Annotated in this window: 19 protein-coding genes; 14 read left to right on the forward strand and 5 right to left on the reverse strand. The window is 56.2% G+C overall.

Annotated elements, in window-relative coordinates:
- Positions 1–136: 136 nt before the first annotated feature.
- The 5 genes from HOP44_RS02135 (at position 137) to HOP44_RS02155 (ending at position 5,656) form a co-directional block, all read left to right on the forward strand.
- Entirely contained in the window at positions 137–514 is a 378-nt protein-coding gene (locus HOP44_RS02135; RefSeq protein WP_172250121.1) for a GntR family transcriptional regulator, read from the forward strand.
- Complete coding sequence (locus tag HOP44_RS02140; RefSeq protein WP_172250123.1) at positions 511–1,389, forward strand: ATP-binding cassette domain-containing protein; 879 nt, start codon at positions 511–513, stop codon at positions 1,387–1,389. The genes HOP44_RS02135 and HOP44_RS02140 overlap by 4 nt, the downstream gene beginning before the upstream one ends.
- Positions 1,382–2,161 carry a hypothetical protein gene (locus HOP44_RS02145; protein ID WP_172250125.1) on the forward strand — a complete coding sequence of 260 codons (780 nt, stop codon included), beginning with the start codon at positions 1,382–1,384 and terminating at the stop codon, positions 2,159–2,161. Before HOP44_RS02140 ends, HOP44_RS02145 begins: the two co-directional genes overlap by 8 nt.
- Positions 2,162–2,420: 259 nt before the next feature.
- Positions 2,421–4,397, forward strand: a complete 1,977-nt coding sequence (locus HOP44_RS02150) for a methyl-accepting chemotaxis protein (protein ID WP_172250127.1) — start codon at positions 2,421–2,423, stop codon at positions 4,395–4,397.
- A 179-nt stretch (positions 4,398–4,576) separates the two neighbouring features.
- Positions 4,577–5,656, forward strand: a complete 1,080-nt coding sequence (locus HOP44_RS02155; protein ID WP_172250129.1) for a suppressor of fused domain protein — start codon at positions 4,577–4,579, stop codon at positions 5,654–5,656.
- A 118-nt stretch (positions 5,657–5,774) separates the two neighbouring features.
- On the opposite strand, the gene HOP44_RS02160 is transcribed toward HOP44_RS02155, so the two are convergent.
- The gene (locus tag HOP44_RS02160; protein ID WP_172250131.1) at positions 5,775–7,121 is read right to left on the reverse strand and encodes a diguanylate cyclase domain-containing protein; all 1,347 of its coding nucleotides are present in this window, start codon (positions 7,119–7,121) and stop codon (positions 5,775–5,777) included.
- Positions 7,122–7,521: 400 nt separating this feature from the next.
- Here HOP44_RS02160 and HOP44_RS02165 point away from each other — a divergent pair, with 400 nt between their 5' ends.
- The 6 genes from HOP44_RS02165 to HOP44_RS02190 all read left to right on the forward strand — a co-directional run bounded on the left by HOP44_RS02165 (position 7,522) and on the right by HOP44_RS02190 (position 15,376).
- Positions 7,522–8,268: a DeoR/GlpR family DNA-binding transcription regulator gene (locus HOP44_RS02165; protein ID WP_172250133.1), complete on the forward strand. Its 747-nt coding sequence runs from the start codon at positions 7,522–7,524 to the stop codon at positions 8,266–8,268.
- Between the two features lie 3 nt (positions 8,269–8,271).
- Entirely contained in the window at positions 8,272–9,183 is a 912-nt protein-coding gene (gene pfkB / locus HOP44_RS02170; protein WP_172250135.1) for a 1-phosphofructokinase, read from the forward strand.
- 110 nt (positions 9,184–9,293) lie between these two features.
- A complete protein-coding gene (locus HOP44_RS02175; protein ID WP_172250137.1) occupies positions 9,294–11,276 on the forward strand; it encodes a PTS fructose transporter subunit IIABC in 1,983 nt (660 codons plus the stop codon).
- A 337-nt stretch (positions 11,277–11,613) separates the two neighbouring features.
- On the forward strand, positions 11,614–12,687 hold the full coding sequence (locus HOP44_RS02180; protein ID WP_172250139.1) for a glycosyltransferase: 1,074 nt from the start codon (positions 11,614–11,616) through the stop codon (positions 12,685–12,687).
- 56 nt (positions 12,688–12,743) lie between these two features.
- Positions 12,744–13,841 (forward strand): glycosyltransferase family 2 protein, encoded by a 1,098-nt coding sequence (locus HOP44_RS02185; RefSeq protein ID WP_172250141.1) that lies wholly within the window; start codon positions 12,744–12,746, stop codon positions 13,839–13,841.
- A complete protein-coding gene (locus HOP44_RS02190; RefSeq protein ID WP_172250144.1) occupies positions 13,838–15,376 on the forward strand; it encodes a lipopolysaccharide biosynthesis protein in 1,539 nt (512 codons plus the stop codon). The genes HOP44_RS02185 and HOP44_RS02190 overlap by 4 nt, the downstream gene beginning before the upstream one ends.
- Positions 15,377–15,507: 131 nt before the next feature.
- Here the strand turns inward: HOP44_RS02190 and HOP44_RS02195 are convergent, their stop codons facing one another.
- The 4 genes from HOP44_RS02195 to HOP44_RS02210 all read right to left on the reverse strand — a co-directional run bounded on the left by HOP44_RS02195 (position 15,508) and on the right by HOP44_RS02210 (position 19,827).
- A complete protein-coding gene (locus tag HOP44_RS02195) occupies positions 15,508–16,122 on the reverse strand; it encodes a hypothetical protein (RefSeq protein ID WP_172250146.1) in 615 nt (204 codons plus the stop codon).
- Positions 16,123–16,270: 148 nt separating this feature from the next.
- Positions 16,271–16,642: a YtxH domain-containing protein gene (locus HOP44_RS02200; protein WP_172250148.1), complete on the reverse strand. Its 372-nt coding sequence runs from the start codon at positions 16,640–16,642 to the stop codon at positions 16,271–16,273.
- A 64-nt stretch (positions 16,643–16,706) separates the two neighbouring features.
- Positions 16,707–18,422 (reverse strand): ABC transporter transmembrane domain-containing protein, encoded by a 1,716-nt coding sequence (locus HOP44_RS02205; protein WP_172251517.1) that lies wholly within the window; start codon positions 18,420–18,422, stop codon positions 16,707–16,709.
- Between the two features lie 211 nt (positions 18,423–18,633).
- Positions 18,634–19,827, reverse strand: a complete 1,194-nt coding sequence (locus HOP44_RS02210; RefSeq protein ID WP_172250150.1) for an alanyl-tRNA editing protein — start codon at positions 19,825–19,827, stop codon at positions 18,634–18,636.
- 486 nt (positions 19,828–20,313) lie between these two features.
- Between HOP44_RS02210 and HOP44_RS02215 the strand changes: the two genes are divergently transcribed.
- The 3 genes from HOP44_RS02215 to HOP44_RS02225 all read left to right on the forward strand — a co-directional run bounded on the left by HOP44_RS02215 (position 20,314) and on the right by HOP44_RS02225 (position 23,451).
- A complete protein-coding gene (locus HOP44_RS02215; RefSeq protein ID WP_172250152.1) occupies positions 20,314–22,278 on the forward strand; it encodes an S-layer homology domain-containing protein in 1,965 nt (654 codons plus the stop codon).
- Positions 22,279–22,317: 39 nt separating this feature from the next.
- Positions 22,318–22,509: a hypothetical protein gene (locus tag HOP44_RS02220; protein WP_172250154.1), complete on the forward strand. Its 192-nt coding sequence runs from the start codon at positions 22,318–22,320 to the stop codon at positions 22,507–22,509.
- Positions 22,510–22,599: 90 nt separating this feature from the next.
- Entirely contained in the window at positions 22,600–23,451 is an 852-nt protein-coding gene (locus HOP44_RS02225; RefSeq protein WP_172250156.1) for a GNAT family N-acetyltransferase, read from the forward strand.
- The last annotated feature ends 92 nt before the right edge of the window (positions 23,452–23,543 follow it).

A 23,543-nucleotide genomic window follows, 5' to 3' on the forward strand; every position in this document is an offset into this window, starting at 1 on the left:
CGAGCTAAGGTCTGAGGTATGCCGCAGGTTTTTTCTCGTTGTGCTGCGCCGGCAGATTTTTAAAAAGAGCGTTGACAAAATCGGATATTACCTTTATGGTTAGTTACATGACTAACAAACCAGAAGGGTGGTTGCGATGCCGATTCCATTCGACGAAAACCGGCCTATTTTTCAACAGATTGCAGATCGAATCGAAGACGACATTCTCAACGACACCTATGCGGAGGAAGACCAGATTATCTCGACAACGCAGTTTTCGCGCATGTTCCAGATCAATCCCGCTACGGTCGTCAAAGGATTCGGACTGCTGGTGAATGAAGGCATTATTTACAAAAAGCGAGGGCTTGGCATGTACGTGTCCGCCGGAGCGAAGGAGAAGATCATGGGCAAACGCCGGGAACGGTTTTACAGCGATTTGGTCGTCAAATTGTTGGAGGAAGCGGAGAAGCTGGGCATGACCATGGAAGACGTGATTGAAATGATCAAACGGGAGAAAAGAGGAGATCGTACATGAATTCGGTATTGAAAGTCAATCATTTGAGCAAATCGTACGGCCGCATGGAAGCGGTCGACAGCCTGAGTCTTGAACTGGCCGAGCACACGATCTATGGTCTGCTGGGACGCAACGGCGCGGGCAAAACGACATTGTTGAACATGATCACGGGCGGAATGTTCCCGGACGGCGGCGAAGTCGTCGTACACGGACGCCCGCTTCATAAAGGAGAAGTTCCGACTCAAGTCTGCTACATACGCGAGAAAAACTTTTATCCGAACGGGGCGCGTGTTCGCGATGTGCTGCAGATGGCGTCTGCTTTTCATCCGGATTGGGACTCCGGGCTGGCTTCGAGGCTGCTGGGAACATTCAAGCTGAATCCGCGCAAAAAAATGCGTCAGCTGTCGCGCGGTATGGAATCGATGGTCGGCAATATCATCGGGCTTGCGAGCCGGGCGCCGCTCACGATCTTTGACGAGCCCGTGCTGGGATTGGATGTGCTGATGCGTGAGAAATTTTATCGCACCCTGCTTGAAGATTATACGGAGCATCCGCGTACCATCCTCCTCTCCACCCATTTGATCGACGAGATTGCGACCGTCGTGGAGCAGGTCTTCATCATGGAAAACGGCAGTATCCTGATGAGTGAAGAAGTGGAACAGATTCGCGAACGCGCCTATACGGTCAGCGGCAGCAGCGCTGTAATTGCTTCCTTCGTTGAAGGCCGGCGCGTCATTCACAGTGAAGGCTACGGCCAAGTAGGCGTCGCAGTTCTTTACGGGGTTTTATCGGAACAAGAACGAAGCGAAGCGGAAAGTCGGGGACTTTTGATTGACGGGGTACCGCTGCAGAAATTTTTTGCTTATCTGATCGAGGAGGGACAAGGCAATGAATAAGATGGGAGTTCAAATGCGGGTATCGGTGCTTCGAATGAGATTGGCGATTCTGCTTGTTATCGGGGCAATCGCAGTGTCGACGATTGCAAATTACACCATTAATGCGGCCCTGCAGGGAGATCCTCAGCGCGATGCACAGGAAGTTGCGGCGGCGGTCGGAGAGCTGAATGAACTGGCGGGGAAAGATGCCATTAAGATCGAAGCGCCATCGGAGATCGAGAACATCAACATCTCTTCCGCCAACCTGCTGCTGATCCTGCTCCCGGTGCTGGCAATCATTCTGCCGCTGCGAACATTCCGGACGATGCTGAATTTCGGCGATTCCCGCGGGCGCTATTTTATCGGTCTGCTGCTGATTTATGCCGCTGCCGCGCTGGTGCTGGCTTTGTGCAACAGTCTCTGGTGGCCGTTCGAGCAGGGCGTGATCCGGGAGCACAGCCAGACGATTAACCTGATCGAAGTCTTCGGTTGGGATCGGATGGGCATTATCGGAGCTTTTCTGTATCAGGCGGCGTTCTACTTTTTCGTATTGAGCTTGTTCAATCTGCTGTTCTCCCGAATGAAATCCCCAGTCACATGGATCTTGTGGGCGGTATTGATCGCGGCGATTCCGATCGGGACGTCCATCGCTTCGCTCCGCGTCCATGTAGCCGATTTCTTCCTGGCCCTGCTGTTCAACGACTCGCTGCTTGCGGGGATGGGCCTCAATCTGGCGTTGAGCGCGGTATTCATTGCGGGAGCCTGGCTGTTTACGCGGCATCGGACGATATAAGAGCAGAAGAAGGGAATTGAGAAAAAAAGATCATCTACGCAAAAAAAAGATTAAACCAATCTTTTCGATCATGCGAAGGCCCAGGCCTTCGCATTTTTTCTTGTTCCACCTCCTTTTTCTGCTAAATTTTCTGCCTGTTTTGTCGATAAATATCGAAACAACTCCTCAGTCGACGCATAAGCAGCATTCATAAGCCGTATTCATAAGCCGAAAGCCTGAGATAGGCTGAATTGTTTGACCCCATAAGGAGGGCTTCAAGATGAACCTGAAAATGAAATTGGCCGCACTGCTCGTGATTGTCACTCTTGTCGGTACGGGAAGTATCAGTGTGGCTGCGTTGAGTACGATGAAAACCGATGCGCAGAAGTCCATCGACAGCAAACTGCAGGCAGCCGCGCTCAATACGGCCGAACAAATTGGCGGTTGGGTCGGCAAAAATGCAAAAGTGATCGAAACGACCGCCCAGATAATCGAATCGTCGGTTCCGCTGGACCGGATCGCGGAAAGCCAACTTCAGGCTTATCAGGCCGAATCCAACAAAAACAATCTGTCGGATATCTACGTGGGCATGGACGACGGGCGCATGATCGACGGTTCCGGCTGGGTGCCCGAAGCGGGTTACGATGTCAAAGCCCGCCCTTGGTACACCGAAGGAAAAGCGGCCAACGCGCTGAACTTCAGCAACCCGTATCTCGATCTCATCAGCGGAGAATACGCCGTTTCGATCACTTATCCGCTGCATGAGCAAGACGGGAAATTTGCCGGAGTCGTAGCCGGCGATATGAAACTCTCGACTCTGACCGAGAACATCAACACTATCAAGATTGACGGCGGTTTTGCCTTCATGACCGATAAGACAGGCGTGGTATTGGCTCACCCGGATTCGGATAATGTCAACAAGCCGTTGGGAGAAGTGGCCGATTATACGGGTATTGCCAAAGAGATGCTGGCCAATGAATCAGGCAGTTTCGAATACGAATACAAAGGTGAAAAGCAGCTGCTCTATTACCAAAAAGTCGCAGGCACGGGTTGGATCGTTGCCGCTTCCGTCTCGAAAGATTTCGCGTTTGCGGATTACGTCCGGATGCGCAATATTTTCTTCGTCGGGATCGCGGCTCTGGTGATCGTCCTGACGCTTGTCGCGGTATTCGCCGCCGCCCGCTTGATCAAACCGCTGGTTCTGCTGCAGCAAAGTGCACAGCGGATGTCCGAAGGCGACCTGACGGTGACGGTGGATGTGAAAGGCAAAGACGAAATCGGCAAACTCGGCACGGCGTTCAACGACATGTCCGCCAGTCTGCGCGAACTGATCCATGCGGCGGCCAACTCGGCCGAAGGCGTGGAGAACTCCGCCAAGCATATGAACGGACAGGCCGAAGGCGCGAAGCGTATTTCCGACCAGATCGCGGTCGTGATCGAAGAACTGGCGAGAGGCGCGACGGATCAGGCATCCTCGATTCAGTCGGGCGTCGAGCAGTTGGGCGATATGAACGCTTCGATCGACGCGATCGCAAGCAGCGCGGGGCGGGCTTCCGCCGGTGCGGACGATGTAACGGAAGCGATGAAAGGAGGCCTGCAGGCCGTCGCTTCGCAGGGCAATCTGACCGAAGCGAGCCGCAGTTCGGCGGGACGGGTCGAAGAAGCGAACCGCCGTCTGGGCGATCAGACGGTTAAGATCGGCGAAGCGGTCAGCCTGATCCACACGGTTGCCAAACAGACAAACCTGCTGGCACTGAACGCGGCGATCGAAGCGGCGCGGGCCGGGGAACACGGCAAAGGCTTCAGCGTCGTGGCGGACGAAGTGCGCAAACTCGCCGAACAGACCCGGGCTTCGGCTGCGGATATCGACACGCTGCTGGCGGGCGTCCAGGAAGCGGGACGCCAGAGTATCGACGAGATCCAGGAATTCCAGGCGATGGTCGACAGACAGATCGAAGCGTCGGCCTCCACACGCGGAGCCTTCGACGTGATCCGCAGTTCGGTTGACGGCATCACGAGCCGGATCCGCGAAGTCTCGACCGCGTCTGAAGAACTGAAACACAGTTCGGACCATGTGTCGGCGATCATGACGGATATCGCGGCCGTCGCGGAGCAGAGCGCCGCGAGCACGGAAGAAGCGGCTTCTTCGACGCAGGAGCAGGCGCAGGCGATTGCCAGCATCTCCGATCTGTCGGGCGAAGTGTCGGTCAGCGCGGACGAACTGCGCGCCCGGATCGCCAAGTTCAAGACGCAGTAATCCGGCAGGATTCTCCACTTCTGCCCGGACTCCAAAGCCGGCTATTCCTTTCGAAGGGAAGCCGGCTTTTTGCTCGGGCATTTTCAAAGGAGCTTCCATTCGGGTAAACTAGGAGCATACAGGTAAGCGAAGCTGCGGACGATCCGTTCCGCGTCGAACCAGGGAGAGGAGCACCCACGATGAACGAAGAAGAACCGCGAAGCGGGGAAGCACGGGAGGAGTCGCCGGGCTGGGAAGCCATCGACACCGCATTGAACCGGCTCTATCCGGGAATCGAACCTTTTCATTACGGAACCATGATTCCGTACCGGCTGGGCGGACCCGATCCGCTTGACGGCGTCAGCGTGTACAAGCGGCAGGACCCTGTTCCGCATTGGCATTACGTAACGTACGGATTTACCGAGCTGCACGAAAAAGAATCGGAGAATACGCAGTACAGCGGCTTTGGCTTCGAATTGACGCTGCGGTTAGCTGTCGAAGGAGAAGAAGAGCCGCCGGTATGGGCCATCAACTTTTTGCAGAATCTGGCCCGTTATGTCTTCAGCAGTGGGAATCCGTTTCTGCCCGGTCATCATATGGATGCGAACGGACCGATCGAATCGGACCGGGAAACGGCCATTACGGCGATCGCTTTTGTGGAAGATCCCGAGTTGGGATTGATCGAATCGCCTTTCGGCGAATGCCGCTTCGTTCAGGTTGTCGGGATTACGCAGGATGAACTGGATCTGATCAAAGTATGGAATACGCGCAGTTTTCTTGAACTGGTCAAAGCGCGTCTTCCTCTGTATCTGACGGACTTGAGGCGGGAGTCGCTGCTTGGCGATTCGGAACTGAGGGCTGCCGCCGAACTTGGCGTACGGACGGAAGGGTCGAGTACGGGGCATTTGTATTTCGAAAGTCTGCTCTGGGAAGAACATCGGAATCTGCTGAAAGGCAATTCGTATGTCCTCCAGCTTGGAGCCAAGCAGGCGGAATCGTTGGCGCGGATCGTAACGGGCCGCCTGATGCACGACCGCCCTCTGACCCTGATCGGCCCGGACACGGAAGTGATGCTGCTACCCGATTTGCAGAACCGGGTTGCCGAAATGGAAGAAGGACTCCATCTGTATCTGAACGCGGATGCGGCGGCGGAATTGTCCCGGAGATTGGTGCCTATCGAAAGCGAGTTTCGGCTTGAGACCATGAAGCAGCTGACGATCCGGATCGTCAAGACGCTTATGCGCGACTCCGAAGGCAACATCGTCGAGACGATCGGCTGAAGCCGGCGTCTGCCGCAGACCCCCCGGATGATACATGAACATGAACATGAACCCCAAAAAACCGCCGATATCGGAATACTTCCGATACCGGCGGTTTTTTGGCGGGAATCTTCCAATTTCAATCCGAGGACTCGCAGGATCTGTTTGGTTCATAGAAACGGACGCAGGCCCGGCCTTGCCTTTTGGCTGTGTAAAGGGCGCGGTCCGCATCATCGAGCAGCTGCGCGGGAGTCTGTCCGTGCTGCGGATACAGGGCGATGCCGATCGAGGACGTTGTGGACAGTTCGCGGCCGTCGATCTTCCAGGTCTCGCCGAGAGCGGAGCAGAGACGCTCCGCCATCGAGGCGATCCACTGCGGAGTTTCGGCTTCCGGCAGGATCACCACGAATTCGTCCCCGCCGATCCGGGCCACGATATCTTGTTCCCTCATTTGTCCTTCGATACGCCGGGCGATTTGCAGCAGCAGATCGTCGCCGACCGCATGGCCCATCGTATCGTTGATCTCTTTGAATTTATCCGCATCCAGGTAGAAGAGGGCGAGAGGCATGCCGGTTCTGTCTGCTTTCTCCATCTCCTGCTGCAGCCGGGTCATCAGGTAGCGCCGGTTCGGAATTCCGGTCAGCGAATCCCGGAATGCCATCGACTGCAGCCGCAGTTCGTCGGCTTTCTTGGCACGGATATCGCGGGTGGTCATCAGCACGTATTCCTCATCTTCCCGGCGTACTTTGGACATGACCACTTCGAACCAGCTGTAACCGCCGTTTCGGTGGCGCAGCCGAATATCGCCGCGTCCGTCGATCAAATGTCCGTCGGCCGTCTCCTGTACCAATGCGTTCAGCTTGTCTAGATCTTCCGGATGGGTAATCGGGAATCCCTGAACGCCCTGGAAAGTTTCGGGAGCATGGCCGAGTACCCGTTCGATCGAAGGGGAAAGATACACGGTTTCGCCGCGGCGATTCAGCATCGAGACGATATCCGTCATATGATCGGCAATCAAGCGGTAATGGAATTCTTTCGCTTTGATCGCTTCTTCGTTTGCTTTGCGTTCGGTAATGTTCCGGCTGACGACAATCAGGCACTGGCGCTGCCCGTCGGTATCGAACAAGGGCGTCTTGACGACTTCCCAATACTGCGTCATCCCGTCGATTCCCGTCCATTTTTTCTCGACAGTCAGCGGTGTGCGCATTTCCCATGCGGCCTGGTCCGAGTGCGCATTTTTGCGGAATAAATCTTCAAACTCCGGTTTGAGCGGGATTAACTCGAGATCCGTGCGGTTCAGGCATTCGGATTCGGTTAAGCGGTGGGTCTGGAGAACGAGCTGGTTGGCAAACAGCCACCGCCCGTCTCGATCTTTCAACACGACCAGGTCCGGAATAAGATCGAGAGCTGTCCGCAGTAAGGCTTCGCCATCGCTGCCGGGACCCCGAAAAGCAGCGGCACTGCGGAAGAAATCCGGTAACGGCATAAGCGCCTCCTTATCGTCTGGGTACGGAAGATCCGTAACCCCTATTTATTCTTCTTTCTATATATCGGAGAAAAAGTGGACAAGCAGGAGAGACAGAATTCCTGTTTTCGCCGAAAAGAGAAGATAAATATAGGAGTATAAATAGTCGTTCGCCTGCTAATGTTCCTTTGTCTTCTATCCGATATTCGATTCTATGGAAGAGAAGAAACTTGAAGGATTGAAGGAAATCGCAGCCAAAGCTTCAGAGACCGGGTAAGCGTTATCATGTCTGCGGCAGCAAAGGATAAAGGGTTTTCACATCCGGAAAATTAAAGTGAATTATTTTGAATGATTTAGAAGAAAAGTGATTGTTTTTTTGGAAAACTTACGTTACAATGAATGGCAGATGGAGGAATCGAACATGCTGACAGAAGAAAGATACCGACTTATATTACAGCGCTTACAAGTCTCGGGCATCGTCAAACTTCAGGAATTGGTTGAGCTGCTCGGCACCTCTGAATCGACGGTACGTCGTGATTTGATCGACCTGGAATCGCAGCACCTGCTCAAGCGGGTCCACGGCGGAGCTTCTCTGCTGCACCGCCGGAGCGAAGAACCCGGAATGGAAGAAAAAACGTTCAAAAACGTTCATCAAAAAAATACAGTCGGCCGCGCGGCGGCGATGCAGCTTCGGGATGGGGAATGTATTTACATCGATGCGGGTACGACGACGCTGGCCATGATTCCTTTTATCGAAGCGCAGGACATCACGGTTGTGACCAACGGGTTGTCGCATGTCGAAGCGCTGGTCAGCAAAAATATTCAGGCTTACCTGCTCGGAGGCATGATGAAGAGCCATACCAAAGCGGTCATCGGAAGCATTGCCCTGCAGAACCTGGACAATTTTAGATTTGACAAAGCTTTTATCGGAACGAACGGCGTCAATGCCGAGTTCGGATTTACGACGCCGGATCCCGAAGAAGCGCTAATCAAGCGTCGGGCCCGCCAGCTGTCGGAACGTTCTTACGTACTGGCCGATGCCAGCAAGTTCGGCGAAGTGGCTTTTGCGAAACTGTTCGACCTCAAGGAAGCGACCATCATCACGGATTCGATTCCGGAGCGGTGGAGAAAGCCCATTCTTGAAAAAACCAAAATAATCGAGGGATAAACCATGATCTATACGGTAACGCTCAATCCTTCCATCGATTACATCGTGGAAGTGGAGAATTTGCAGTTGGATGCCTTGAACCGAATGAAGCGCGATCTCAAGCTTCCCGGAGGCAAAGGAATCAACGTATCGCGTATCTTGAGCCGGCTCGGCATCGAAAATACGGCGCTCGGATTCGTCGGCGGATTCACCGGCCGTTTTATCGAAGATGTGCTGAACGCCGAATCGGTCGTCACGGACTTTGTGAACGTGCAGGGCGATACGCGGATCAATATCAAGCTCAAGCACGGCGAAGAGACGGAGATCAACGGACTCGGACCGGAAATAGGAAGCGGCGAAGCCGACAGTCTCGCTGAGAAGCTGAGAACGCTTACCTCAGACGACATCGTCGTCTTGTCCGGCAGCGTACCTCCTTCTCTTGGGGGCGGATACTACGACCGTCTGATCGCGGTGATCAAAGAACGCGGAGCCCGCTTTGTGATCGATACGACCGGCGACGCGCTGTTGAAAGCTCTTCCGCACGGGCCGCTGCTGGTCAAGCCGAATCATCACGAGTTGGCCGAACTGTTCGGTGTCGAAATTCACGAACGCGAAGATCTGATCCAATACGGCCGCAGGCTGCTGGAAATGGGTGCGCAAAACGTACTGATTTCGATGGCGGGCGAAGGAGCTCTTCTGGTTACGCAGGAACAGGTTTACCATGCGAACGTGCCGAGGGGCGAAGTGAAAAACTCGGTCGGCGCCGGCGATTCGATGATTGCCGGATTTGTCGGTACGCTGGCCACGACGGGAGATCCGCTGTCCGCTCTTCGAACCGGTACGGCTTCCGGCAGCGCTACCGCTTTCTCGGACGATCTGGCCGAGAAAGCGAAGATCGAGTCGCTGCTTCCGCAGGTGCAAGTCAATCCCGTATAACGCATGACCCTATAGATCGGTATCTCCCGCAGCCGGCAGAAGCGGTCGGGAACGAATGAACGGTACGCGGAAGCCGCGGACCGACAACACCTCCAGAGGAGTGGAATAAGATGAGAATTACGGATCTGATGATCGAACCGGTCATGATCATGGACCTGCGGTCCAGCACCAAAGAAGCGGTAATCGACGAATTGATCGCATCCCTGAACGCAAGCGGCCGAATCAATGACGCATCCGCGTTCAAACAGGCCATTCTGGCCCGCGAAGCGCAGTCCAGCACAGGAATCGGCGAAGGCATCGCCATGCCGCACGCCAAGACAAGCGCGGTCAACCAGCCGACCATCGTGTTCGGCAAAAGCACCCGGGGCGTCGAATACGAATCGCTCGACGAACAGCCGGCCTACTTCTTCTTCATGATCGCCGTGCCGGAAGGCGAATCGAACCTGCATCTGCAGGCGCTCAAAGTATTGTCCCGCATGCTGCTGGACGCGGACTTCCTGAACCGGCTCCGGGAAGTGAAGACTCCGGGAGAAGTGACTGCGCTCTTCAACGCGGCACAGTCGCAGTCCGAAGCTTCGGAAGCGGCCGAGCAGGCCAAGAGAGCGGAATCCGCCAGACAAGCCGATTCTTCGACAGGCGGCAGCGCTTCCGGCATGGCCGACGTGATCGTCGGCAACCCGAACTCCGATCAGTTTGTCGTGGCAGTTACCGCTTGTCCGACCGGCATCGCGCATACGTTCATGGCGGAAGACGCCCTGAAGAAGAAAGCCAAAGAACTCGGAATCAACATCCGGGTAGAAACGAACGGATCCGAAGGCGTCGGCAACCAGCTGACGGCAGCCGAAATCGCCCGGGCGAATGGCGTCATCATCGCGGCGGACAAAAACGTGGAGATGGCCCGTTTCGACGGCAAACCGGTACTTCAGCGCAAAGTCAGCGACGGTATCCGCAAGCCCGAAGAGCTGATCCGCAAAGCCGTAACCGGCGACGCGCCGATCTACCGCCACGAAGGCGGAGCGGCAGGCGGTTCGAGCTCGGGCGACAAAGTCAGCGTAGGCGGCAAAATCTACAAAGACCTGATGAACGGGATCTCGCATATGCTGCCGTTCGTTGTCGGCGGCGGTATCCTGATCGCGATCTCGTTCCTGTTCGAGCAGTACGGCGGCGGCGGAGCGGAGAACCCGATCTTCAAACTGCTGATGAATATCGGCGGAGAGAGCGCGTTCCATTTCCTGATTCCGATTCTTGCGGGCTTTATCGCAATGAGCATCGGCGACCGTCCGGCTCTTATGCCCGGCGTCGTTGCGGGCTATATGGCTTCCACGTCCGGCGCCGGCTTCCTCGGCGGTCTGGCTGCCGGTTTCTTGGCCGGTTACATCGTTATCGGCCTGCGCAAAGCGTTTAGAGGTCTGCCTAAGAGTCTCGACGGCCTCAAACCGATTCTGATCTATCCGGTTCTCGGCCTGCTCGCAGTCGGTCTGGTCATGTACTACATCATCGATCCGGTCTTCGGCGGTCTGAACACCTGGATTACCAACGTGCTGGAGAATCTCGGCACAGGCAACGCAATCCTGCTCGGCCTGATCCTTGGCGGCATGATGTCCATCGATATGGGCGGACCGTTCAACAAAGCCGCTTACACGTTTGCGATCGGTATCTTCACTTCGACGGGCGACGGCGCCTGGATGGCGGCTGTTATGGCCGGCGGCATGGTTCCTCCGCTGGCGATTGCTTTGGCAACGACGTTCTTCAAGAATAAGTTCACGGAAGAAGAGCGCAAATCCGGCCTGACGAATTACGTGCTCGGCGCAAGCTTCATTACGGAAGGCGCGATTCCGTTCGCGGCAGCCGATCCGCTGCGCGTCCTGACTTCCTGCATCATCGGTTCCGCGATCGCGGGCGGCCTGACGCAGTGGTGGGCGATCAACGTTCCGGCTCCGCACGGCGGCATCTTCGTAGCGGCACTTGCGAACCACGCTTTCTTGTTCCTGCTGACGGTCGTCATCGGTTCGGTGATCTCCGGTCTGATTCTCGGCCTCTGGAAAAAAACGCTGGCCCAGCGTGCAGAAATCACGGCCCGCAAAGCCGCTTAACTCCGGCTCTGCAAGCTTTCTCGGAAGTAATTAGGGCAACCCGCAGCACCCGATCCGTCTTTCCGGCCGCAAGCCGGCAGGACGGGTCTTTTTGTCGTATTCGCTTTCCCAAAAGTCGAATCCGGTCAAGTAAAAGGCTGATTCAATTTTTGCGGCGGCGGGTTATATAAGCCTCATGGCCGGATCTTAAACTTGTACATATTCTTTTTTTTGTATCCAATCCCCAACATACGCTGCACGGATCCGTGCCGAAGCGAAGTTCGACAAGCATCCATACTGTACAGAGAAAAGCCTAGACAGATTCAGTTCAGGGATTGAAAAGGGAGGCTTCAGGAGGGTGAGACCGCTTATCAGCATCATCGTCCCCGTATTTAACGTGGAGAATTTTTTGGACAGATGTCTAAGCAGCCTGACATCGCAGACGTTAAAAGACATTGAGATCGTGGTGGTTAACGACGGTTCGACGGATTCGTCACGGGAGATCGCGCGTGCGCATGCCGAGCAGGATGACCGCATTCGGGTGATCGATCAATCCAATCAAGGGTTGAGCGGCGCAAGAAATACGGGAATCGGCGAGGCGAAAGGCGAGTACCTCGCTTTTGTCGACTCGGACGATTGGGTAGACCCGGAGATGTTTGCAGCGATGTACGCGGAAGCGGTACGTACCCATGCGGACATTTGCGCATGCGACTATACGCTGGCGTACGAACGCGATTCGGTATCGAACGTACTTAAGCTTGAAGCCGAACGAATCGATATCGAAGTATATGGGCTCGATCGGCTGTGGAACAGCAAGAAGTATGCGGTAGTCGTATGGAACAAGATTTACCGAAGAAGCCTTGTCGAAGAGTATAGGCTGCGCTTCGAATCGAACCGGCGCGTATTCAGCGAGGATGTGCTTTTCAACTTGTGCTTCCTGCGCCATGCGTCGGTGTTCGCTTCGGTGCCGGGCGCTTTTTACCACTATTTTCAGCGTCCCGATTCTTTGACGAGCAGTTGGAAACCGGATTATCTCAAGCGGGAGCTGTATCTGGTAGACCGTTTTGCGGATTTCTATGCCGATTACGACAACCGGGAAGTCTATCTCCGGATCTTGAACCGTCTGTTCTTCGAGCGTGTCCAGAACAGCTGCGTGCATGATGTGGAGTTCCGGATCAGTCTGAACGAAGCGAGAAGCGGACTGCTCCAAGCCAGTCTGCATCCGGGTTTCCACGACCAGATGAGAACGGCTTCCCGGGACCCCGAAGTGTGGCGGCCGATGCGTTTGTTTGCGAACCTGTGCGCCCGGCGGCGATATACCTCGGCAATCTTTCTGCTGCGTACGTTGTCCGGCGTTTCGCGGACGCTTCGCAAAGTGCGAAGCGCAGGCCGATTCAAAAAAGCAGCGTCGGTTCAGGTTTCATTTTTTTGAAAATCGAATGTAAAAGGTGAAATTGGAGAAAATCCGCGAAAAAGGATGAGAACTTTATGAATCTGAGCATCGTAATCCCGGCTTATCAAGTGGAACAATATATTGGAACGACGCTTGGCAGCCTGCAGCGCCAGACCGCTGCGGATTTCGAAGTTCTGGTTATCGACGACGGGTCGACCGACGGAAGCGGGGAAGCGGCGGAGCGGCATTTTGCCGGGCTGCCTGCGGCCCGGCTGATCCGTACGGGCAACGGCGGCGTAAGCCGGGCACGCAATGCGGGACTCGCCGAAGCCCGGGGCGATTACGTCCTGTTTCTCGACGGAGACGATTATGTCGACGAACGTCTGGCCGAGAAGATCGTGGAAGCGACAGGGTTCTCCGGCAGCGGGGAGAGACCTCCCGATGCGGTGGTTTGGCGTTTTGTCGAGGTGGCGGAAGACGGAAGCGTGCAGGCGGACTTTTTCCAGGGTAAGCCTCCGCTGCCTAAGCGGCTGAACGGCCCCGACGTGCTGAAGCGAATCTTTTTCGACCGCAATCTGCGGATCCATACGGCGGGAATCGCTTATCGGCGGGAGCTGCTGACCGAGGCCGCTCTGGGATACGAGCCGGGCTGCGTGAACGGGGAAGATCAGGAATTCATTTATAAAGCGCTCTGCCGGGCGGAAGACGTCCGGTTCATCGACGAGTCTCTGCTGTATTATGTGCAGCGCGGCTCGTCGGTGACGTATACATACAATGTGCGCAAGTTCGACTTTGCCGATGCTTTTGCGCGGACCGCGCTCGAGCTGCGGACACGGAATCATCCCGAACTCGATCGGATCGCGGCGGTGCTGGAAGGGCCTTATCTGCTGGAAGATTATCTGTATACGATCCGGACCTGCCTTGAAGGAGGAAACGGCCGAATATCGTCTCTGATGCGCGATATCGAGACGCATTATCCGGGCCTCCACGGACGGATGAAAGAACGTATCCGTACCTGCCGGGCGCAGGGGACGCCGCTGCCGAGGTCGCTGCGTTTATTTGCGGCTTCTCCGGCGGCCTATGCGCTGCTGCTCCGTACGAAACGCTCCGCCGCCCTGCGCGGACGGACTGAACGCTCTGCCGGCGAGCCGATTTCGACCCCGTCCGGCGCAGCGGGGGAGGGACCGCGTTGAAGCTCAAGCGTACGCTGCTTAACGCGCTGACGGGCCTGCTCAGCCAGGTGATTACCATCGGGCTGGCTTTCTTTATTCCGCGGTTGATCATGGTGGGCTACGGTTCGGAGACGAACGGTCTCGTCAATTCCATTTCCCAGATCATCGGTTATCTGGCGCTGCTGGAAGCGGGAGTCGGCGCGGCTTCGCTGCAGGCCCTGTACAAACCGGTAGCGGACGGAGACCGCGGGCGGATCAATTCCATTCTGGCCGCTACCTCCGCCTATTACAAAAAGACGGGCATTTATTATTTTGCGGCCGTGCTCGTATTGGCCGCCGTCTACCCCATGCTGGTCGAGAGCGGATACTCCGCACCGACGGTATTTGCGGTTATCGTATTCACGGGGATGGGCGGAGCGGTCAATTATTATTTCCAGGGCAAGTTCAAGGTGCTGCTGCTGGCCGAAGGCAAAAGTTATATCGAATCGTCGATGCTGACGATCGGCGGAATCGTCAGCAGTCTGGTGCGGATCGTGCTGCTGCTTCAAGGTTTCAGTATCGTGACCGTCCAGCTGTCTTATTTTGTGGTCGTGCTGCTGCAGATCGCGGTCTATCAGATTTATATCCGGCGCCATTACCGCTGGCTGAAGCTGAATGTCCAACCGGATTATCCGGCGATCAGCCAGAAGAACTCGGTAATGGTCCACGAGCTGTCTTATCTCATTTTCCGCAACACAGACGTTTTGATTTTGACGCTGTTCGCGAATCTCAAAGTCGTCAGTGTCTATGTGCTGTACAATATGATCTTCAACGTGGTGGACAGTCTGGTGCAGACATTCGGCGGAAGTATCAAATTCGCGCTCGGGCAGAGCTTTTTTCAGCACCGGGAAAAATTCAACCGGCTGTACAATGCGTACGAAACCTATTTCATCGGATTGGTATTCGCCGTCGTTACGCTGGCCTATCTGCTCGTACTGCCTTTTATGAAGCTGTATACGGCCGGCGTAACGGATGCGGACTATATCGATATCTATCTGCCGCTGCTGTTCGCCGTATCGAAACTGCTGATGAATGCGCGGGCTCCCGCGGATAACGTCATCGATATCGCCGGGCATTTTCGCAGCACACAGACGCGCTCCATTTTGGAGTCCGCGATCAATTTGGCCGTATCGTTGGGTCTTGTCTTTTGGCTGGGGCTCTACGGCGTACTGCTCGGTACGATCGCGGCGCTGCTCTACCGCTCGATCGATATGATCCTGTATGCCAATCTCCGTCTGCTGCAGCGCAACCCGTGGGTGACGCTGAGGAAGTGGGGGGTCTGCGGAGTGCTGTTTGCCGCGGCGGTGGCGCTGGGCGAAGTGTTCGAGCTGCCGATCGGCTCTTATGCCGGATTTTTCGGATGGGCCGCCTTGTTGGGCATTCTCGTCGTTCCGTTTTATATGGCGGTGCTGTCGGTATTTGAACGCGACGATTTTCGTTACGTGCTGTCGTTCGTGAAGCGGCTGGCGAAACGTTCGGACCAAGGGCCGGTCGTCCGGACCTCGGAAGAGAGCTGAGCCGGCGCAAGACGTTCCCGCTTGCTTAAGCGGACGATCTTAAGCGGACGATCAGAAAAAAAGAGCAGGCAGCACGGCAAAAAGCCTCTTTCCGGAAGTTCCGGGAAGAGGCTTTTGCCTTGAAGCAGCGATCAGCTGCCTGCGTTGGCGATCCGCTGCTGTGCTTTTTGCATAACGGCGGCCGTTTCTTCGGTTTGTTTCTTCAGCTTGTTGATATCGTCCTGAAGCTGCGTGTCGTTCTCCTGTTCGCGCTGGAAACGTTCCAGTTCCACTTTGAGGTCGCGGACAGCCGCTTCGATCTCGACTTTCCATTCCATGGCGACTTCGCCGACTTCCTTGCCGAACTCGACCAGTTCGCGGCCTTTTTCGGCCGCGATTTGTCCTTTGACGCGCAGTGCGGCGATCGCGCTTTGGCTTTTGTCTTTGGCGGCGAAGAACGAATTCTGGCTCTTGTCGCGAATTGCGGAAGCCGCGGTGACGCTCTTGTCTTTGAGATCGATCGCTGCGGAGACGCTTTTGTCTTTCAGATCGAGCGCCGTTTCCACGCTTTTGTCTTTGAGATCGACAGCAGCGGCAACGCCTCGGTCCTTGAGAACAAGGCCTTTGTCTTTCAGGTCTACCGCCGTGTCGGCGAGGAGAAGGCGGGTTTCGCTTCCCCGCTGCGGCGCGAGCAGCAGGGCGACAGCTCCGCCTGCGGCGGCTCCGGCTGCCAGCCCGGCAATGAATTTCAGGGTTTGATTCGACATATGTAGGCCTCCTGTCTATAAGGTTCTTCTTTACTATTACCCAGACTCGGGTTTCTGAACAGAGCCAGCCGGCAGTTGTCGCAAAAAAAAGGCGCGCCCGGCTCAGGACGCGTCCTTCGGTACAGGTCGGACCTCGGCTTCTGCCGAATCAACGAAGATCCGGCAGTTTCTGCGGAAACGGGATGATGGCGGAGGCGGCCGCTTCCTTGTCCGATAAGGGAGCCGGCCCCGGGTTCGAAGCCTCCGAAGCTTTGGACTCCGAATCGAGTTCCTGCGTCTCGATCGCTTCTTTCCAATCGTCGTCGCTGGAAACTTCCCGGCTGAGCGAAATCAGATCGCGCGTTTTCTCCGCCGTTTCATGTCCCAACTCCATACCGAGCTCTTTGGTTTGCAGCGCGATATCCCGGATCTTCTGCCGGGTACCGGCACCCAGGCGGGAGGTCAGAAACCAGGCGGCCCCGGCTCCTGCCAGTGTGCCTGCCACAATCCGGGCCGCACGTTTTTTCTTCATCTCATCCATCGGTCATCACGTCTCCTCGTCGGCTGCAGCCATTGACTTTCTTCTTTCCATTACCCTCAATAGGTCAGCTGCCAAACTGTGCTTGGTGCAAACGGCTGTAAATTCCGCCCGCTTCGACAAGTTCCGTATGTTTGCCTTGTTCCGCGATCCCGTCTTTGTTCACGACGATGATCCGGTCGGCATTTTTGATGGTCGCCAGACGGTGGGCGATAACGAGCGTGGTTCGTCCGACCGCAAGTTCGGCCAGCGATTTTTGGATCGCCAGCTCGGTTTCGGTATCGAGTGCGGAAGTCGCTTCGTCCAGGATCAGAATCGGCGGGTTTTTCAGGAACATGCGCGCAATCGCCATCCGCTGTTTCTGGCCGCCCGACAGCTTCACGCCGCGCTCTCCGATCACGGTATCCATCCCTTCCGGCATGTCCCGGATTACGTCGGCCATATGCGCGCGATCGGCGGCTTCCCAGATTTCTTCGATCGTGGCATCCAGTTTGCCGTAAGCGATATTCTCCCGGATCGTGCCCGAGAACAAGAAGACATCCTGCTGCACGATCCCGATCTGTTTGCGCAGCGACTCCAGCGTCAGACCGCGGATATCCATCCCGTCCACGGTAATGCTGCCCGAGTCCACTTCGTAGAAGCGCGGCAGCAGGCTGCAGATGGTCGTCTTGCCCGCGCCCGACGGGCCGACGAAAGCGACCGTTTCGCCCGGATGCACCGAGAGGCTGATGCCGTCCAGAATCGGACGTTCTTTCTCATAGCCGAACGTGACGTTATCGAAACGGATTTCGCCGCTGAGCGAATCGATCGGCTTGGCATCCGGCGCATCCTGGATATCGGGATCGGTGTCCATGATTTCCAAATAGCGGCGGAAGCCGGCGATGCCTTTGGGATAACTCTCGATCACCGCGTTGATCTTCTCGATCGGACGGAAGAAGACGTTCGCAAGCAGTTGAAAAGCGACGAATTCGCCGATCTGAATCTCGCCCCGGATAAAATACAGCGCGCCGAAGATCAGAACGAGCACGCTGATCAGACGCATCATCATGTAGTTGACCGACATGCTGCCGGCCATCGTCTTGTAGGCGAGCAGCTTCGTCTGGCGGAAAGCCTGGTTCTCGACTTCGAACAGGTCGCGTTCATGCTGTTCGTTGGCGAACGATTGAACGACGCGGATCCCGCCGATATTGTCTTCGATCCGGGCGTTGAAGTTGCCTACGTTGCCGAACAGACGGCTGTAGGTACGGGTCATGCGGCGGCCGAAGAAGATAATCATCCAGGCCATGAACGGAATCACGACAAAGGTGATGACCGCAAGTTCCGGACTGATATTGTACATCAGCGCGAATGAACCGATCAGGGTCATAATGGCGATAAACACATCTTCGGGTCCGTGGTGGGCCAGTTCCCCGATATCGTTCAGATCGTTCGTCACCCGCCCGATCAGGTGGCCGGTCTTATGGTTGTCGTAGAAACGGAACGACAGCTTCTGCAGTTTGGCGAACAGGTTCTTGCGCATATCGGTTTCGATATTGATCCCGAGCATATGCCCCCAATAGGTCACGATATACTGCATCCCCGTATTAAGCGCGTAGATGCCGAGCAGCGCGAAGGAGGCGATCAGAATCAAACTCCAATTCTGTCCCGGCAGCAGATCGTCGATAAAGACGTTGACCGCAAGAGGAAAGGTCAGTTCGAGCAGACCGGCAAATACCGCACAGCAAAAATCGAGCAGAAACAGTCCTTTGTAAGGTTTGTAAAAAGCGAAGAAACGTTTCGATATGTTGATGCCAATCCCTCTTTTCTCTATTAATGTACACCTTGTAAAGCCGGCCGGAACAAGTCGGAAAAACTGCCGTACCGCCAATCATTGAGAATCATTCTCTATCATAGCGTGCCGAACAGCAAACGGGCAAGGGAAAATACGGAAAAACGACCGGGCGGATGCCCGGCCGTCCGCTTAGGGTAGGCCGTGAGGTTGACCCGCTTCCGTTCTAACCGGTTTGACCGCCGGATAGATGCTGCACAAGCTTGTCGTAGAAAGCGATCAGTTCGTCTTCCGAGCCGAAAGCCGCCTGGGCGGATGTCTCGCTGCCGCCGCCCCGTCCGCCGAAAGCAGGCAGCATTTCCTTGAATAAAGCGCCGCACGAAATTCCCGCTTCGCCGCTGCGGGCCAGTATCAATTTGCACTCCGGCCGTGAACCGAGCAGAACCGGGCGCGGCGTCTGGGCAGTCAGCAGGGCGGCGAGCTGCCGCACTTCTTTTAACGTCCGATCTTCGAACAGCTTCGCTGCGGCACCTCCGCGGGATTCGGATTCTTCCAGCATTTCCCGCGCAGCGTAGCGGTCGAGCCGCGCGCGCAGCTCATTCAGCTCGGACTGCTTGCGCCGATCTTCCGCGCTCAGCTTCTCCAGCCGTTCGGGCAGTTCTTCCTTCGGCGTGCTCAGCTTGGCGGACAGTGTGCCCAGAATCCGGTGCTGGGCGGCAAACTCGGCAAGCGCGCGCAGTCCGACTTTGAAAGTCAGGCGCAGAGTGCCTTTCTGCTTCTCGGCCCGCAGCAGCTTGAGCAGTCCCAATTCGCCGGTGGTCCGAACGTGGGTGCCGCCGCAGGCATTGTATTCGATTCCCTCGATCTCCACGATCCTCACCCGGCCTTCGACCGAAGGCGCTTTGACCAGCGGCAGCCGGGCGGCTTCTTCCGGTTCGACGAAATAACCGTTGACCGCCAGATTGCGCTGGATCCGCTTGTTGACTTCCTGTTCCAGTCGTTCCAGTTCGGCGTCGGTCCATTCCGCCTTGTCGACATCGATCGTGGCGTAGTCCCGACCCAGATGGAAGCTGAGGGTGGGAGCCCCGAGCAGATCCAGACACACGGCCGAGAGCAGGTGCTGGCCGGTGTGCTGCTGCATATGGTCGAACCGGCGCTCCCAATCGAGCCGGCAGAAGATTTCGTCTCCCGCGGCGCCGGGCTGTTTGTCGACAAGGTGGAGGATGCGGCCGTTCTCGGCGATCGTATCGAATACGCGGGCTTCCCCGATCGTCCCCGTATCGCCCGGCTGACCGCCGCCTTCCGGATAGAAGGCCGTCTCGTCCAGTCGAATATACAGGGTGTCTTCGCGCGAGACGATTTCCGCGATCCGGGTTGTCCATTCGCGGGTATAAGCGGAATCGTAGTACAGGTTGGACATGGTAACGGTCTCCTTTTCGTATCCGGCGGATCGGCTGTATCGGAGTCAGGCTGCGGCTTGGGCCAATCGCCGGAAGAGTCTGTATGAATCGTATCCCAGATGTGGGGTGCGGGCAAACGGTAAATTCAGGTTTTGCGGCCCGGTTTGGCAGGAGACGTAAATTTACGTTCCATTTCTACGCTAATAGCTCCCGATAGCCGGTGCCGACTGCTTTGACCGACTCTTTATTGCCGGATTCTAACTCGTTTCCGTTTGGTTTGGACAAGCGTGCGGATCTCCTCGGTGCCCAGCAGGCGCGAAAGGACTGGAATCCGTTTCCGGCCGCAAAACGATATAAACGTTTCGATTAAATACGGAGGTAAAGAGAATTACGGAATTTGTCGAATTAAAGGAATTTCTATTGCTTTTATCAAAATTTAAACTATCATTAAGTAACCAACAGTAGACGCCGCTACCTGCCAACAGGCACGCAATAAGGAGCCCTCCATGACAAAAGCATCCGCGAAATTCTTCTCCGCCAAAGGCGCCGCCGCTTCGGCTATTGCCGTCAGCGCGCTCGCCTTCCCCTTCTCGGTTCAAGCCGCTTCCGATTCTTCCTATAAGGATCTCAAGACCTCTTCGTGGGCTTCCCCTGCGGCCGAAGCGCTGCGCGCCAAAGGCTGGATGCAGGGAAGCGGCAGCGCTTTCCTGCCGAATGCGCCCGTTACGCAGGAACAGATGGCCGTCGTACTGGCGAAAGCGCTGGATCTGACGAATTCGCCGATCGAAAACGGCGCAGCCGGTCTGCCCGATGCGGAACTCGCTTCGGCAAGCGTCTGGGCCCAAGCGGCACTCAAGCAGTCCGCCAAAGCGGGACTGCTCGGAGGATATACGCAGGGAATCGAGCCGGGCCGCAAGGTCCTGCGCGGAGAAGCCGCCTCGGCGGTGCTGGCCGCTTCGAATTTGCAGCTGCAGGCGATTGAAGCGGTTCAAGACGGAACCGTGAAGATCGGCGGGGTGGCGTACCGGGTTTCGCAAGATCTGGCAGGGCTGTTTACGGCTGCCAATGCGCCTGCGCTGGCCGGAGCCAAAGTCAATCTGACGGTCGCGAACGGAACGGTGACGGCCGTCCGGACTCTGGATCTCAAATCCGCGGGAACCGCAGCGGCCCAGGGACAGCCGGAATTCGGCGGCAATATCGCCCTGAACGGCGGAGGCGCCAAAATTTCGGGTGCGGTAACGGTAAGCGGCGATTTTGTCACGCTGAATGCGCTGGAGATCGGCGGCGATCTGACGATCGCGGCGTCCGTACAGCACGACTTTTCGAGCACGGGTCTGATCGTCAAAGGCACCACGCATGTGCTGGGCGGCGACGATCATACGGTCGTGTTCCGTGCGGCGCAGCTCGAAAGCATGGTTCTGAATAAAGAGCAGGTACGTGTGGAACTGCTCGAGTCTTCGAAACTCAAAGAGATGTCCGTGCAAAAATCGGCCTTGCTTGAAGGCGATTCGAGCGTGCGTATTCCCAAGCTTACGCTCGAACCGGGCGTAGGATTTTTTAATCTTAATGCGCCGGTCATCATGATGCAGACCGATGGTCGTCTGCGCTTGACGCTGGGCCGCCTCGCTTCCATCAACAATCTGTTGGTCACATCGACACTCAATCCGATGTCGTTCATTACGAATTTCGGCGTGATCAGAAATCAGATTTCCTTGTGGAATAACGCTCCATTCCCTGCTGCCTTACCTTCCGTTTCGATTCCGGTCACCGAAACGGTCTATACGGCTCCTGCGGTAGTGGTCCCGCCTGTAGCAACTCCTCCGGTTGTGACTCCTCCTGTAGTCAATCCGCCTGCCGAGCCGGTCGATCTGGCCGGATTGAGACAAGCCCTGGCCGATGCCGAGCTGGCGCTGGAAGAACTGCCGGTCGGAGACCTCGTAGGCCAGTCCTATCCGGAGAAAATTCAATCGGAGTTCAAAGAAGTGCTGATCCGCTCGCAGGCGCTATTGGACGACGCCGACGCGACGCAGAGCGCGGCCAATGAGGCTGCAAGCACCCTGGTCTCGGCGACTCAAGCGCTGCGCGATTCCAAAAACCATACGCGAATTACACGCGCTCTGGATTCTGCCGCCGTGTATGCCGTATACCAAGCCGGAACCGCTCCGAGACAGATTTCGCAGGGCGCTTACGATACGTTCTGGAACGGTTTGGCCGATCTGAAAGTCCGCAATCCGGATCCGGCCCTGATCGATCCCGATACGGAATACATGTTATTAAATGAACTTAATGAGTTGAAACTGGATCTGGAAGAGCAGATTATTGCATGGGATTATGAACCGCTGAAAGACGCTCTTGCGAAAGCCCAATCTGCGCTTATTGATCACGAAGGGATCCCACAAAGTCGTGAAAACTTGCAGGGTACGATCAAGGCAAGCGAGGACCTGCTTCAGCTTTCCCAAACAGAACCTTGAAAGATCTACCAAAAACAACTAGAGGTTCGCATTAAAGATTTGGAAAATCAAACGGCCAATCATCTCAGCAAAAGCAATATGAATATTCCGCCTGCCCTGCTCCCGAATCCGCTGCCGCCTTCTTCGCCTGCAGGGCCGCAGAGCGGCGCTGCACAGGAAAGCGGATCGGCTTCCGAAACATCGAGCGAATCGCCTTCGGGTGAAGCAGTCCCGACCGAAACGGCCGAATAACAAATCCCGTCAGCCGGTTATCCGGATCACTTTGCTGTTCCCGTTATCACTGCCGGCCGCGAGCCGTTGAACAAACGGAAGGAGTTCATCATGATTATCATCAACAAGCTTCCTGCCGAAGCCAAAAGATTCCAAACCTATCTGCCTTCTTTGAGAGACCCGCTGCCGCCCGGCGCAATCGGAATCGAGGCCGAAGTCGACGGTCTATTCGCCGGAACGGCTCTGGTGATCGCGCATCCCCGTTCCGGTACGGGCAGTATCAGTGTGCTGCATACCCAGGAGCTGTTTCGCCACCTGGGTGTCGGAAGTCTTCTGCTTGAAGAAGCCGAACGACAAATCCTCGAATCGGGCTGCCGGATCAGCCGGGTCACGCTGACGCTGCGGCAGGGCAAGCCCGCTCCGGAACTGGAGTTTCTGCATAAACGAGGCTACGAATCCGAGAAATTGTTATACCGGACCTATACGCTGCGTTCTGCAAGCCTTAGGGAAGAAGCGGGGAAGAAGCGGCTTTCGCTGCCGGTCTCCGCGGAACTGCGGCCGCTGCTCGACGCGACGGAAGCCGAGCGGGCCGAACTGTCCGCCATCTCGGCAAATCTGCAGTCCGATCTGAATCCGCTGCAGGAAGAGCGGCTGCTGCATCCGGAATTCAGCATGCTGATGAAGATCGACGGCCGGATCGCGGGTTGGATCGGTATCCAGCAGCTCGCTTCCAATCTGCTTCTGCTGCGCAGCATGTATGTGTGCCCGGAATATCGGATTCACGCGAGCGGAATAGCGCTGTTTCTGGAAATCGCTCGTCGGCACCGGCTGTTTGAACGCTTTGCGTACCAGATGCTCAGCGTCTCGAGTGAGAATCCGGCCATGCTTCGTCTGGCCGACCGCAAGTTCGCTCCGCACGCTTCGAGTATCAAAACGAATATGCGGTTGGAGAAAAGGTTGTAGGGCGGGCTCGATCGGATGCGGAGGCCGCAGGGCCGACGTGTTCGTGTATCCCCTGTTCCAGGTCGGCTCTCGGGCCGACGAATTCGCCGCCG

Origin of the sequence: Saccharibacillus deserti, from assembly GCF_013618475.1 — a bacterium.
Classification (GTDB): Bacteria; Bacillota; Bacilli; order Paenibacillales; family Paenibacillaceae; genus Saccharibacillus; species Saccharibacillus deserti.

What these genes read in the sequence shown, in the direction of transcription:
- HOP44_RS02135 (WP_172250121.1), top strand. Translation starts at nt 137, where the DNA reads ATGCCGATTCCATTCGACGAAAACCGGCCTATTTTTCAACAGATTGCA.
- HOP44_RS02160 (WP_172250131.1), bottom strand. Translation starts at nt 7,121, where the DNA reads ATGCCGTTACCGGATTTCTTCCGCAGTGCCGCTGCTTTTCGGGGTCCC.
- HOP44_RS02175 (WP_172250137.1), top strand. Translation starts at nt 9,294, where the DNA reads ATGAGAATTACGGATCTGATGATCGAACCGGTCATGATCATGGACCTG.
- HOP44_RS02210 (WP_172250150.1), bottom strand. Translation starts at nt 19,827, where the DNA reads ATGTCCAACCTGTACTACGATTCCGCTTATACCCGCGAATGGACAACC.
- HOP44_RS02155 (WP_172250129.1), top strand. Translation starts at nt 4,577, where the DNA reads ATGAACGAAGAAGAACCGCGAAGCGGGGAAGCACGGGAGGAGTCGCCG.
- HOP44_RS02225 (WP_172250156.1), top strand. Translation starts at nt 22,600, where the DNA reads ATGATTATCATCAACAAGCTTCCTGCCGAAGCCAAAAGATTCCAAACC.
- HOP44_RS02165 (WP_172250133.1), top strand. Translation starts at nt 7,522, where the DNA reads ATGCTGACAGAAGAAAGATACCGACTTATATTACAGCGCTTACAAGTC.
- HOP44_RS02195 (WP_172250146.1), bottom strand. Translation starts at nt 16,122, where the DNA reads ATGTCGAATCAAACCCTGAAATTCATTGCCGGGCTGGCAGCCGGAGCC.
- HOP44_RS02145 (WP_172250125.1), top strand. Translation starts at nt 1,382, where the DNA reads ATGAATAAGATGGGAGTTCAAATGCGGGTATCGGTGCTTCGAATGAGA.
- HOP44_RS02140 (WP_172250123.1), top strand. Translation starts at nt 511, where the DNA reads ATGAATTCGGTATTGAAAGTCAATCATTTGAGCAAATCGTACGGCCGC.
- HOP44_RS02150 (WP_172250127.1), top strand. Translation starts at nt 2,421, where the DNA reads ATGAACCTGAAAATGAAATTGGCCGCACTGCTCGTGATTGTCACTCTT.
- HOP44_RS02185 (WP_172250141.1), top strand. Translation starts at nt 12,744, where the DNA reads ATGAATCTGAGCATCGTAATCCCGGCTTATCAAGTGGAACAATATATT.
- pfkB (WP_172250135.1), top strand. Translation starts at nt 8,272, where the DNA reads ATGATCTATACGGTAACGCTCAATCCTTCCATCGATTACATCGTGGAA.
- HOP44_RS02200 (WP_172250148.1), bottom strand. Translation starts at nt 16,642, where the DNA reads ATGGATGAGATGAAGAAAAAACGTGCGGCCCGGATTGTGGCAGGCACA.
- HOP44_RS02215 (WP_172250152.1), top strand. Translation starts at nt 20,314, where the DNA reads ATGACAAAAGCATCCGCGAAATTCTTCTCCGCCAAAGGCGCCGCCGCT.